Consider the following 13,279-nt stretch of genomic DNA (forward strand, 5'->3'; position numbering starts at 1 on the left):
CCCCGTCATCCCCGAACCGGCGGGAGCGTTGATGAGGCAACGCCTGGACACGATCGACAACCGGCAGCAGCTCGTCCGTGAGACCGCCGAGCGGCTGGGTGCGCAGATCACCCTGCTCACAACGGCAGTTGACAGCTCGAACGCAGCACGTCAGAGTCCCGGCGTGAGCGAGACCAACGATCTGACGCCTGCCGAGGTGCGTGTATGGCGGGCCTTTCCGCGAGGCGAGCCCGTGGACTTCCGCGCCGCCGAGAACGAGGATCCGGCGCTCGGCAACACGTGGGGCGCCGAGCGGACTGTACGGGCGAGTGTGCTGCGGGCGTTGCTGCTCAAGGCTCCGCAGGAGGAGGGGGAGATCGCCGCGCTCAAGATCACGGGGGCGCGGATCACCGGCGTACTGGACCTGAAGTACGCCACGATCGACGCCGCCATCCGGCTGAGCCACTGCCAATTCGACGGTGTTCCCAACCTGTACGGTGCCCAGCTGCGCCAGCTCAATCTGAGCAAGTCCGTTCTGCCGGGCTTGACCTCGGCGACCTTGCGGGTCGAGGGGGTGCTGCGGATGACGGACTGCCGTGTGCGGGGGCCGGTGCGGCTCGGCGGGGCGCAGATCTCCGGGGCGCTTTTCATGGAACGCGCGGAGTTCACGGCGCCGGACGACTCCGAGCCGGTGCTGCAGCTCAACCAGGCCGCGATCGGGGACGACGTGTGGGCGCCAGAGATGCGCGCACACGGACAGGTACGGCTCACCGGCGCCTCCGTCGCCGGGCGGATCAACGTTCAGGACGCCGAGTTCAACAAGCCCGATGGCACCGCGCTGGACGCGCAGAACCTCACCGTGGGAGCCCATGTACGGGCGCGGTGCGTACGAGCGCAGGGCCGGGTCGAGCTCCGAGGTTCGCGCATATCGGGCCGTCTCGACCTGCTCCACGCCCACCTGTCGAATCCGGGCGACACGGCACTGCGTGCGAGCAGTTGTGTCATTGGTGAACTCTGGCTGCGCAGGGGCGATCGCATCGAGGGCGCCCTGAATCTGCGGCGTTCTCACATAGAGATCCTGACCCTTGAACCGGAGATGCTGCCGGACCAGGTGCATCTCAGCAATCTCACGTACACCGTACTCACCCCGCACGAGCCGGCCGAACGCCGCCTTCCGATGCTGGAGCGGGACGGCGACCGGTATGAGCCGTACGGCTATGAGCAACTGACGGCCGCCTACCGTCACGTCGGTGACGACGACGCGGCCCGGCTCGTCCAACTCGCCAAGCAGCGCCGCCGACGCGCCACGCTCACCTGGTACGGGCGGCTGTGGGGGTACGTCCAGGACGCCACCGTCGGCTACGGCTTCCGCCCGTTGCGCGCGGCCGTCTGGCTGCTGTCCCTCATGACGATCGGATCGATCGCGTACGGCCTGGACCACCCACGCCCCATCAAGGCGGACGAGGCCCCTGACTTCAACCCGGTCTTCTACACCCTCGACCTGCTCCTGCCGGTCATCAACTTCGGCCAGGAGTCGGCGTTCGCCCCTGACGGCCGGCACCAGTGGCTGTCGTACACCCTGATCATCACCGGCTGGATCCTGGCGACGACGATCGTCACGGGCGTGACCCGTACGGTCAGCCGCCAATGACCCCCACCAGAACCCGCGAGAACCTCGCTGAACGCCCTCTGAGGACGTCCTTGCGCTGGAGGAGTTCGTCATCGTGCAGCTGGGTCGGGTGTATGGGGAGGTGAGCGAAACCGGTAAGACCTCCTTCGCGGTGCGGTCCCTGCTCACCTGGCTTTCCGCAGCGCTCACGACCGTCACGGGCAGCGCGGCAACGAACTCGGGCGTTGAGCACACCTGCGCCGTCCTCTCAGAGGGGAGCCGTTTGTGCTGGCGATTGACGATCAGCACGCCTCAGTGACCGGATCGTTGGCCTGTCAGCCCTGCGACGGGATCGCAGGAACGCCTGCTCACCCCCGGCCGACGTACGTCAGCCTTGCTGTCGCAGGTCTCGTAGTCCTTGCACGAGCAGGCGAAGACCGAACTCGAAGTGCGCAGCGAAGTCCGAGCCTGTGAGCAGGGGCAGTGTGGCCGTCAGGTGTGGGTACCCTTCGTCGGCCACGGCCTCGCGCAAGCGGTTGGCGTCCGCCGGGGCGCCGTTGTGGTGACCCAGGGCTGCTTGCTCTTCCAAGGTGTGGCCAACAGTGAAGCTGGTCACCGTCAACAGAGTGCGTGCGGCGGCGTCGTCGTCGAAGCCGGCGTCGCGCAGAACGCCGATCACGGTGTCGGCGAAGGTCAAGGTATGGGTGCCGGTCGAGTGCGTTCCGGCGAAGACGCGAGCACCATCGCGTCGCGCGAGGAGCGCCGCGCGCATTCCCCTCGCCAGGGCAGGTAGCCGACTGTCCCAGTCTCCGTCCGTGGAGCCTTCAGGGGCGAGGGCTTCGGCGAGTATCCGCTCCGCCATGGCCGTCAGCAGGTCCTGCTTGGTGGCGAAGTAGCGGTAGAGGGCGCCTGCCTGGACACCCATCGCATCGGCCAGGCGCCGCATGGTCAAGGCATCCAGTCCTGCCTCGTCGAGCAGGTCGAGGGCGGTCTCGACGGTGGCCGCGGGGTCCAGGCGTGCCGGGCGGCCTCGGGCGGGGGTTGACGGATTGCTCATGGGGCCGATTATAGTGAACAGCGTTCACGTGAACGCTGTTCACTAAATGGGAGAGGTTCGGAATGGACACCGATGTGCTGGTCGTCGGAGCTGGTCCGACAGGGCTGATGATCGCCTGCGAGCTGGCGTTGGCCGGCGTACGCACCCGGGTACTGGAGCGCCGCACCGAACGCCGACGGGACTCCCGGGCGTTGACCCTGCACCCGCGCAGCATGGAACTGATGGACATGCGCGGGCTCGCACCGCGCTTCCTCGCACTCGGCAGGCCGGTGCCCGGCTGGCACTTCGCCGGGCTCCCGACCCGGCTGGACTTCACCGCGCTGGACACGCGGCACGGCTACACTCTCTTCCTCGCCCAGGCTCACACCGAGGCATTGCTGGAGCAGCGGGCGGGTGAACTGGGTGTGGAGATCAGCCGTGGGTACGAGACCACCGATCTGCGCCAGGATGACGACGGCGTCGTGTTGCAGGCGCACGGGCCCGCCGGCGCCGAGACTCTGCGGGCACGATACGCGGTCGGGTGCGACGGCGCCCGGAGCACCGTGCGACAGGCGGCCGGTATCGCCTTCCCGGGAACGGGCGAGACACTGACGGGGGTCCTCGGAGACTTCGCCGCTGTCGGAGCGGACCCCGCCGCACTCGAGGCAGCGCGCGCCCAGGGCGTGTTGATCGCGCCTCTGGAGCACGGACTCACCCGATTCGTCTACATCGATCCTGACAGGATGCGGATCCCTTCGAAGGAGCCGGTGACGCTCGAGGAGTTCCGAACCTCACTGGAGCGGATCTGCGGCTCCGACTGCGCCGTGGCGGATCCTCAGTGGCTCTCCCGCTTCGGTAATGCGACCCGCCTCGCCGACACCTACCGTTCAGGCCGTGTCCTTGTCGCCGGGGACGCCGCGCACATCCACTTCCCCGCGGCCGGACAGGGCCTCAACACCGGCCTCCAGGACGCGATGAACCTGGGCTGGAAGCTCGCGGCCACGGCACAGGGCCGGGCCCCGGTCGGGCTGCTCGACACCTACAACACCGAACGCCGCCCCGCTGGACGGGCCGTTACCGAGAACACCGAAGTCCAGACCCTGCTGGCCGAGCTCACCCTCCTGCCGCAGTACCAGCGGCCCGCCGCCGCACTGCGCGCCCTCCTCGACCAACTTCTGCAGCTGGGGGAGGTCAACCATCTGCTCGCGGAACAGATTTCGGCGCTGGGCACCGCCTACCCGCCCGCGGAGCCCTCGGCGGACCCGCTCATAGGGCGGCGGATGCCCGACGTGGGGCTCACCGTCGCCGACTCGGAGGCGGAGCGGGTCCACGAACTGCTGGTCCGAGGCCGCTTCCTCCTGCTGGACCTCACCGGCAGCATCCCTCGTTCGCCGGCCCCTGCTCTCGGCCAGAACTCACACCTCACCGCCCATACCGTCCTGCGACATGACGAACACGCCGACCTCAACGGAGTGACGGAAATCCTCGTCCGTCCCGACGGACACATCGCCTGGGCCACCCGAACGTCCGATGCCCATACGCTCGTCTCGCAGCGGACCACAGCCCTGGCCACCTGGACCGGCGCAACGGCGGAAGCCGACGTCTGACGGCCACGAGGCGGCCCACACCACACGCAGCGCCTCCCCTTCCGACGGCGATTCATTGCCCTGGAAGCCGTCACGAGCACAGGTGATCGTGAAGACGGCTGGGCGTGCAGCCGCTGAACGCCTCTCGGCCGTCACCGCTCACACGTTTCTGGAACACCCCGACGGCATCACGATCGCTGCCCGCCGACCTCACCGGGACCCGGCTGCGCCCCCGACCGGCTACCACGCGCTATCGCCTGGGGCGGGGTCAGGCGTGCTGAGCGGCTGCGCCGCGCTCAAGCTGGGGCGTGCGGTTGCGCGGCTGCGCAGGGGGACCGCATGTGTCGCGTACTGCACGCGGAAGGGACGATGCTGTGCACCGCGGGGGAGATGGCCTGCTCCTTGTCCCACCATCGTCCCAACCGCCTCACTCGGTGCAGGCATCATCGCAGCGTGAAATGCCGGACCTCGGATGCGGTGAGGGCGACGTGCGCCTGTCCCTCACCGGGACGGCCCTCCGGCAGGACGTGGTCGCCATCGCGGCGGCAGCAACAGTGGTCCGGGGCGCTGCGACAGCGATCAGCCTCCTCCTGGGACTGCTCCACGTCTTCCCGGTCGTGGCGCATGCGGTCGACGCCCCCGCGTGGCAGACGCCATCTCCAGCAGATTGCCCCAATGCCGACGGGGCCTGCCGTCCAGGCAACGGCCGGCCTGGAGCGTCTGCCCATCATCCCTGGCCGGTCTCGGCGTCCTGGCTGCCTGGGTCGCGGCCGCCCTGCTGGTGCGCATGCGTGACGTGCGGGTCAGAGACAGGACGCCGGGGCACACCACCGAGAGCCCAGGCCGGCGACCTGGGCCCTCGGCTCCTGTGTGCACACCCACGCCCGCCGTGTTGCATGATCATGCGTTCTAGCGCATACTCTTCCTATGTCTAAGGTTCTTACCTCCCTGCCCACTGGCGAGCGCGTCGGCATCGCCTTCTCCGGCGGCCTCGACACCTCCGTCGCGGTGGCGTGGATGCGCGACAAGGGTGCCGTCCCGTGCACCTACACCGCCGACATCGGCCAGTACGACGAGCCCGACATCGCGTCGGTGCCAGGTCGTGCGGCGGCGTACGGCGCCGAGATCGCGCGCCTGGTCGACTGCCGTGCGGCACTGGTCGAGGAGGGCCTGGCCGCGCTCACGTGCGGCGCGTTCCACATCCGCTCGGGCGGGCGCTCCTACTTCAACACGACGCCGCTCGGCCGTGCCGTCACCGGCACCCTGCTGGTCCGGGCGATGCTCGAGGACGGCGTGCAGATCTGGGGCGACGGCTCGACGTTCAAAGGCAATGACATCGAGCGGTTCTACCGCTACGGCCTGCTCGCCAACCCGCACCTGCGCATCTACAAGCCGTGGCTCGACGCGGACTTCGTCTCCGAGCTCGGCGGCCGCAAGGAGATGTCGGAGTGGCTTCTCGCCCACGACCTCCCCTACCGCGACAGCACCGAAAAGGCCTACTCCACCGACGCCAACATCTGGGGCGCCACCCACGAGGCCAAGACCCTGGAGCACCTCGACACCGGCGTCGAGACCGTCGACCCGATCATGGGCGTGCGGTTTTGGGACTCCGAGGTCGAGATCGCCGCCGAGGACGTGACGATCGGCTTCGACCAGGGCCGCCCGGTGACGATCAACGGCAAGGAGTTCACCACCCCGGTCGACCTGGTGATGGAGGCGAACGCCATCGGCGGCCGCCACGGCATGGGCATGTCCGACCAGATCGAGAACCGGGTGATCGAGGCCAAGAGCCGCGGCATCTACGAGGCCCCGGGCATGGCGCTGCTGCACGCCGCGTACGAGCGCCTGGTCAACGCGATCCACAACGAGGACACCGTCGCGCAGTACCACAACGAGGGCCGGCGGCTCGGTCGCCTCATGTACGAGGGCCGCTGGCTCGACCCGCAGGCGCTGATGATCCGCGAGTCGCTGCAGCGCTGGGTGGGCTCGGCGGTCACCGGAGAAGTGACGCTACGGCTGCGCCGCGGCGAGGACTACTCGGTCATGGACACATCCGGCCCGGCATTCAGCTACCACCCGGACAAGCTGTCCATGGAGCGCACTGAGGACTCGGCGTTCGGCCCGGTGGACCGGATCGGCCAGCTCACCATGCGCAACCTCGATATCGCCGACTCCCGCGCCAAGCTGGAGCAGTACGCCGGTCTTGGCATCGTCGGCAATACGCACGCGACGCTCATCGGTGCCGCCCAGGCCGCCTCGACGGGGCTGATCGGCACGATGCCGCAAGGCGGCGCCGAGGTCATCGCCTCCCGCGGCAAGGTCGAGGGCGACGACGACCAGATGCTCGACCGCGCCGCGATGGAGTTCGGTACCGACTGACCGGGGCGGCGGGCAGCACACCCACATCGGCGAGGTGGATGCCGTCCTGCGACAGAAGCGGTAGTTGTACGAGGTTCGCCCACCGGGCCGGGGTACTTCGCCGATACCCCGCGCCCGCTGTACACCGGCGCCTCCGCCGTCCAGCCCGGATACCGGGGACGGGGGTGACGGAAGGGGCTGTGGAGTGGGGCGGGATCTGGGTCTGGACGGCTGGTGGACCAGGTCGGTGTGCGGTCCGTGGAGCGGTGGCGCCGGTCTTGTTCCTTAGCCGGCCCGTCCAGCCAAGCTCGGCGCCGCACGACACCAATGTCGTCGGCGCCGCGCGCGTCACGCACGCCTTCCTGCCGCTCCTGGAAGCCGGCGACACCCCGGTCGTCGTCAATGTCAGTAGCGGTCTGGGCTCGCTGGCGGCGACCGCCGACCCCAACCGCATCGAGTTCCATGTGGCGCTGCTGGACTACAACTCCTCCCAGACCGCCCTGGTGATGATCACCTCGCAGTACGCCAGGGCTTGTCCCGCCATCACGTTCAACGCCGTCGACCGCGGCTACACCGCCACCGACCTCAACGGCCACCAGGGCACCCAGAGCGTCGAAGAGGGCACGGACGCGATCGTTCGCATGGCCTCCATCGGCGCCGACGGCCCGACCGGCGGCTTCTTCGACAGGACCGGCCCGGGGTGTCTGGTAACCAGACCCACTCCTCCTTCGCCACCGGGGCCGGGGCGAACCTGGCTCTGTTCGAGTACATCGACGGCTTCTGCAACACCAGATGCCTCCAGCAACGCCTTGGCTTCCTCAATCCCATCGGGTTCGAGGAGAGGTAATACGCCGACCAGGCAACGGCCGAACAAGTAGACCTGAAACCCCGTCACCCTGCCCCGACCAGTGATCAGAACTTCCCACGCAGCGGGGAACCCCTCAGCCCGCGTCGGGAGCGGAGGGCAACCGCATAGGGAAGCATGGCCCAAACAGTAATGCGACAGTATGAGTTATGGCTTTAGCATTCCGCTATCTTGCTGGCTGGGTGGATAGTTGACGGGCAATGCTGGAATCCGAATAGGGAGGTTCCTCATGTCCTGTCCCCCACCCGTTGATGCGCGTAAAGCGCTGGATTTCCTGAGGACCAGTGGGCTGGTAGACCTCAGCGTTCCTCTGGAGCGCATCGTCGGCCAGGTCAGCCAGCTCGACGATGTCGCAGGCTACGTGCTGGCCTGGGAACGCTACGTTCTGGTCGTCGCCAACGAGGTAGCGGACGGTTCCGCGCCTACGCCTGCGGACCGCTGACCCACACATCAAGGTGACTGCCGGGAGGACCGAAGTGAAGACAGAGTATCCCGGCGTCCGGTCATCTCGAAGGCGCGCGGTGGAGGACCGGGCAGTCGCCTGGCTCGCTGCGCGCCGGGTCATGCTGGACCCGCGCAACGCCCGGCCGGACACAGTGCTTTTTGCCCGCAAAGCATTGATCGAGACGGCGTTCCTTGTGGGGCTTCGCGCCCGCCTTGACGAGGCTCCTCTTGCCGGCGATTTTGCGGCCATTCTGGAGCAGGTTGAGGACGTCGCCCGGCAGCCCTCCTATCGGGAACTCATCGCACGGGACGAAGCCGCCCTCCTGCTGTATGCAGGAACGTATGCTGCGCTGCGGCTCTGTGGCCGTGACGACCCTGAATTCCGGCGTATCATCCAGCAAGCCGCTGCCGGCGGGTACGCCGCGGCGTTCGAGCGGGTTCCTTACCGGCAGCTGGACCTGCTCCACACGCTGCACCTGTGCGGGATCGAGCATGGTCTGCCTGCTATGGATGACGTTCTGCCTTTCACGGTCCTGTGCCGTCGTCCGAACGTGCTCAAGATGGCCGACCGCGACATCTACGCCATCACCCACACCATCTTCTACGTCACGGACTTCGGTCGGCGCGAGCCTGTATGGCCCCGCGGATACAGCCTCGGTGAGGCTGTCGAACTCCTGGAAGCACTTCTCGTCCTCGCCGAGGCCCGTGCGAACGCCGACCTGGTCGGGGAGCTGCTGTGCTGTCTGCTCTGCCTCGGTGTCACCGACTCCGACGCAGCAGACCAGGCATGGAGGTTCCTGGAATCCGTCCAGGAGGACAACGGCCGCGTGAACGGACCCAAGGGCGTCATTCATCCCGGACTCGAGAGTGAGAACGACGACTTCCGTCACTGGGCGGAGGGATACCACACCACCATCGTCGCCGCCCTGGCCGGTTTGCTGGAACGGAGTCCCCGACGAGTCGCGAAGCCACGCCCAGGCCTGCCGGTAACGGACGTCGTACTGGTGGAGCCGCTCCGGCGCGCCGTCCTGTGGCTGTGCGACAGGAGCATGACGCAAGATCCACGTACCGGACTGCCCGGAGTCACGGCCGCCGCTGTCGGGGCTTCGGCAATCGAGGAACACCGACTTGTCCGGCCGGCGCTCGAACACTACGCAGCGAGCCTTGCTGATGCGGACCCGGAGGTCTGGCAGGAACAAGGCATGGAAATTGCAGGAGAGTTCGCCATGGCTCTCCGTACAGCTGAAGTCAGCTGTCCTTCCCTGGAAGAGTTCCTCAAAGCAACAGCCACGGTGGTCGACTCACTCGACAGCGTCCCCGCCGACGTCATGGACAACGTGCAACGACTCGTCAGCCTCGGCCTCACCCGTCCTTCACCAGGCACGGTCATCCCCGAGCAGCCCCTGACACGCGAGCACCACGCATACCCTCTTCACGCCGCCACCACCCTGTGTGAAGCCAGAGGGACTTACCACCTCGGCCAGCTCGCAGCCACCGTCCGCACCCTTGTCCATGACGGATGGCGGCAGCACCGCATCACCCGAGACGCCATCGCGTTCCTCATCGGACAACAAAGCGCTGACGGAGCCTTCGGCTATCCCGCTTGCGACGACCAGGCACAGCGGGAGAAGGCCCAGTTCTCCTGGACCCGGAGCGTGGTAACAGCCCTGGCCTCCGCGACCAGGAACGGTGAGTGACGTCGATCGGACCCAGCCCGTGGCGGCCCGGTCCGGACGTGGGCGACGGATGGTTCAGCCGCCCGACCAACGAGCGGGAACCATCAGTTTCGGCTCAACAAGCAGGTCCGGACCAAGTGGCGGGACCTGCGCGAGCGGCCGGAGAAATCCGCCGAACCGCGTACTGGTCAATGGATGATCGGCACAATGTGAGGGTGTCCACCTTTACTGAGCTCCAACTCGCCGACGGCACCGCCATCCGCTTCGAACTGGCCCCGGCGCAGGGCGCTCCGTCCGGTGCCGAGCCTGCCGACGGCCGTGCCGCCGATCCGGCGAACGAGCTGCCCGACGGCATGGGGCAGAGCGTGCCCGTGGCCCGCGGCGGGCAGACCGTCTCGGCCTTCGCCGTCGAGACGCTGCGCCGGACCCTGCAGCCGCTGAGCACCCTCCTCGAGGAGGTGCACGACGCAGTTCTCGCCGCGGAGCACCCGCCCCAGGAGGTGAACGTCTCCTTCGGCATCCAGGTAGGCCACGACCTCAAGCTCGGCATCGTCGGCGGGAACGGGCAGGCGCACATCACCGTCTCGGCGACCTGGCAGCCCGCCGCGCCCCGGACCTGACGGATGGGCTGGTTCCACGACACCCACGGGCCGGCGTCCGCGGATCCGCGTCGGTCGGTCGTCACCGTCCTGCGCGTCCACGACGGCAGGACGGCAGGGGCCGGTGTGCTGCTGGCCGCGGACCAGCTGCTGACCTGTGCCCATGTCGTCAACGACGCACTGGGCAGACCCCTGTTCGAGGCCCGGAGCCCCGGCCGCCCGGTTGAGGTGATCCTGCACGGCGCGACCAGCACCACCCGGTACGACGCCACGGTCACCCACTGGGTGCCGCCCCGCCGGATCGACGGAGCGCCGGGTGTTCGCGAACGGGAGGACCAGGAGTGGCTCGGCGACCTCGCCGTCCTGCGGATCGAGTCGCCGCCCGAGGAGCAGGCGCCGGCCCCCCGGTGGCAGCCCATGAGCGAAGGGCAGGCACTGCGCGCCTGGCACAGCACCGGGTTGCGCAGCTCGTTCGCCGACGTACGGGTCAAGTCCTGTGACGAGACCATCGGTTACCTCGACGGCGAGGCGACCGGCATGCCGATTGGCCCTGCGTACAGCGGCGGCCCCCTGTGGGAGGCCACCGGGCACGCCGTCGTGGGCATCGTCGCCGCCCACATCATGCCGCCCGTCGACCCCGCGACGGGCCGCCCCGCGGCGTACAGCACGCAGCACATCGCGCGCCGCAGCTGGGGCATCCCGTGGCAGCGCATCCAGAGCGAGTTACGGGCGGTGGGCGCCGACCGGCTGTTCGACTCGCACGAGGCGGACCCGGACGACCCTGCCCTGCTGCTCCTTGTCGACCTGCTGGAGGCCGTCATGCCCTCGCCGATGCTCAGGGGCGAGCATGCGGCGGCCGTCGCCGAGCGGTGCGGACTCGGACACAGCGGCCACGGGTCGGCACCCACCTTCGAGGAGTTCGCGGAACTGCTGGTGGTCCGCCCGCGCGCACTGGCCGCGCTGACAGAGGTACTGCGCCGGGGGGACCCCGGCGCCGCCGACCAACTGCTCGCCGCCGGGCTGCTGTCCCGGACGCCCAAGCTGCTCTCCCCGCGGGAACACCGCAAGCTGCGGGTCCTGCTGCGCGCCGTCCCCGCACCCGTCACGGCCCGGCTCCCGGAGGCCGTACGGGCGGCGCTGCCGCTGGCCGCCGAGCTCCCGTCGGACGAGACACTCGAGGGCCTCCTCGACCGGCTGGAGAGCCTGCCGGGCGACAGCCGTACCGAAGCGGGCGGGCCACGCGTTCCCGGGCTGCTGCGCGTCATGGAGTACTTCGCCGTTCTGTGCTCCGCAGCGCCCCGGGCCGGGTTTCGGATCTGGGCGGACGCGGTCGCCGGACGGCTCGGCATTCCCCGTTCCGCGCTGGCCGAGCGCCGGTCGGACGCGGAGGACTGGGCGCGGGCGCTCAGCACCCGAACGGCACCCCTGCGCGTCCTGGTGCAGGTTACCGGGGACGACAACGGCCGCTACCGGCTGCGGATGTGGTGCGACGAGGGCGCGGGGCCCCGCCGGCTGTCCGTCGAGGGCGGCGCCACCTACAGCGGAGCCGAGGCGGCGCACGAGCTGCTGAGAGTGCTCGAATCGCTGTACCGGGCCGCACCGGACGACCGCCGGCCGCTGGTCGAGGCGCTGGTGGACCGGGCCGGGCTGAACCTCCCGATCGACGAATGGGACAGCTTCGGTCCCGACGACTTGGTCCCCGGGGTCCTGGGCGCGGAGTACCCGCTCGTGGTCAACTGCCCGGAACTCTTGCGCCGCAACGAGCGTTTCCTCCCTGACTGGCGCCGAAGATGGCGACAGGTCGATTCGGGCACCTCCCTGCGGTTCAGCGACGACGCCGCGAGCCCGCGCGAGGTCTACGGCACGCTGATGGACCAGCGCGACGCCGCCCGGGTCAGCGTCGACGTACCGCCGCGGCTGCGTGACGAGATCGTCCAGGTGTGTCTGGCCGTGGGCGTGCCCGTGGTGGTGTGGGACCGGGGCGCCGACAGGGAGTCGCACGCCGTCGACCACATGACCGAGGTGACCACCCGCGACCTGCCCGAAGGGGTGCGGTCCTACCGCGCCAAGACAGTGCACCGGCCGCACGACTTTCCGGGACGGCCCGTGCTGGCCTGGGCGGACGCGGACCGGACCGTACCGCAGCTGCATCTGTCCGAACCCCAGGAGAGCCTATGAACCCCGCACCGAACGGAAGTTGGCGGATCTTCCGCGGCGACGGCCTGCAACGCCGCGTGACGATGCCACCGTCGCCCCCGTGGCGGCGGTTCACGACCCCGGAACGGGCGGCCGCACCGTTGCCGTATCTGATCTCCCCCGAGCACGCCGACGTGGTCAACGCCGCGCTGCATCTGCGCCGGCCGCTGCTGGTGACCGGACCGGCCGGCACCGGCAAGTCGTCGCTCGCCCGGGCCGTCACCCATGAGCTCGCTCTCGGCGAACTGCTGCGCTGGCCCGTCAACAGCCGCTCCGGCGTCCAGGACGCGCTCTACCAGTACGACGCCATCGGACGGTTGCGGGAGACGACCCTCAACCGGGACCGCGGCGAGACGGAACCCTCCATCGGCAGCTTCATCCGGCTGGGGCCGCTCGGCACCGCGCTGGTGCCCGCAGGGACGCCGCGGGTGCTCCTGGTCGACGAGATGGACAAGGGCGATGTGGACCTGCCCAACGACCTGCTGACGGTCTTCGAGGAGGGCGTCTTCGAGATTCCCGAGCTGGTACGGCTGCCGGCGGACACACCGGTCGTCGACGTCGTGACGGCCGATCACGAGGGGACCGTGAGCGTCGAGCGGGGACGGGTGCAGTGCACCGAGTTCCCGGTCGTCGTCATCACCAGCAACGGTGAGCGGGACTTCCCGCCCGCCTTCCTGCGCCGCTGCATCCGGCTGGACTTCCCGGTGCCGGACGAGGAGCGGCTGCGCGCGATCGTCACCGCGCACCTGGGCCCCGACGCGCTGCTCGACGTCGACGACCTGCTCCAGGCGTTCCTGCGCCGGAGGGCGCCGGGCGAGCTCGCCACCGACCAGTTGCTCAACGCCGTGTTCCTGCGGGCCGGCGGCGTGGACCTGGACGCGGAAGGGCTGCTGGACGCCGTACTGCACCAGTTGACGGGGGCCGTCTGACC

10 protein-coding genes are annotated in these 13,279 nt (G+C 69.1%); 9 read left to right on the top strand and 1 reads right to left on the bottom strand.

Features of this window, described 5'->3' with window-relative positions; all coding sequences use genetic code 11:
• Positions 1–163 precede the first annotated feature (163 nt).
• A complete protein-coding gene (locus OG883_RS16210) occupies positions 164–1,630 on the top strand; it encodes a membrane-associated oxidoreductase (RefSeq protein ID WP_266541608.1) in 1,467 nt (488 codons plus the stop codon).
• Between the two features lie 346 nt (positions 1,631–1,976).
• On the opposite strand, the gene OG883_RS16215 is transcribed toward OG883_RS16210, so the two are convergent.
• Complete coding sequence (locus tag OG883_RS16215; RefSeq protein ID WP_266540653.1) at positions 1,977–2,645, bottom strand: TetR/AcrR family transcriptional regulator; 669 nt, start codon at positions 2,643–2,645, stop codon at positions 1,977–1,979.
• 62 nt (positions 2,646–2,707) lie between these two features.
• Between OG883_RS16215 and OG883_RS16220 the strand changes: the two genes are divergently transcribed.
• The 8 genes from OG883_RS16220 (at position 2,708) to OG883_RS16255 (ending at position 13,277) form a co-directional block, all read left to right on the top strand.
• Positions 2,708–4,231 carry a monooxygenase gene (locus OG883_RS16220; protein WP_266540658.1) on the top strand — a complete coding sequence of 508 codons (1,524 nt, stop codon included), beginning with the start codon at positions 2,708–2,710 and terminating at the stop codon, positions 4,229–4,231.
• A gap of 906 nt (positions 4,232–5,137) precedes the next feature.
• On the top strand, positions 5,138–6,589 hold the full coding sequence (argG, locus tag OG883_RS16225) for an argininosuccinate synthase (RefSeq protein ID WP_266540660.1): 1,452 nt from the start codon (positions 5,138–5,140) through the stop codon (positions 6,587–6,589).
• A gap of 245 nt (positions 6,590–6,834) precedes the next feature.
• A complete protein-coding gene (locus OG883_RS16230; protein WP_266540662.1) occupies positions 6,835–7,446 on the top strand; it encodes a hypothetical protein in 612 nt (203 codons plus the stop codon).
• 216 nt (positions 7,447–7,662) lie between these two features.
• A complete protein-coding gene (locus OG883_RS16235; RefSeq protein ID WP_266540664.1) occupies positions 7,663–7,875 on the top strand; it encodes a hypothetical protein in 213 nt (70 codons plus the stop codon).
• 121 nt (positions 7,876–7,996) lie between these two features.
• Positions 7,997–9,574, top strand: coding sequence for a hypothetical protein (locus OG883_RS16240; protein ID WP_266540666.1), 1,578 nt, complete (start codon positions 7,997–7,999; stop codon positions 9,572–9,574).
• A 194-nt stretch (positions 9,575–9,768) separates the two neighbouring features.
• Positions 9,769–10,173 carry a CU044_2847 family protein gene (locus OG883_RS16245; protein WP_266540668.1) on the top strand — a complete coding sequence of 135 codons (405 nt, stop codon included), beginning with the start codon at positions 9,769–9,771 and terminating at the stop codon, positions 10,171–10,173.
• A 3-nt stretch (positions 10,174–10,176) separates the two neighbouring features.
• Complete coding sequence (locus tag OG883_RS16250) at positions 10,177–12,330, top strand: trypsin-like peptidase domain-containing protein (protein ID WP_266540669.1); 2,154 nt, start codon at positions 10,177–10,179, stop codon at positions 12,328–12,330.
• Entirely contained in the window at positions 12,327–13,277 is a 951-nt protein-coding gene (locus OG883_RS16255) for a MoxR family ATPase (protein WP_266540671.1), read from the top strand. The genes OG883_RS16250 and OG883_RS16255 overlap by 4 nt, the downstream gene beginning before the upstream one ends.
• Positions 13,278–13,279 lie beyond the last annotated feature (2 nt).

The organism is Streptomyces sp. NBC_01142, from assembly GCF_026341125.1.
Lineage (GTDB): Bacteria > Actinomycetota > Actinomycetes > Streptomycetales > Streptomycetaceae > Streptomyces.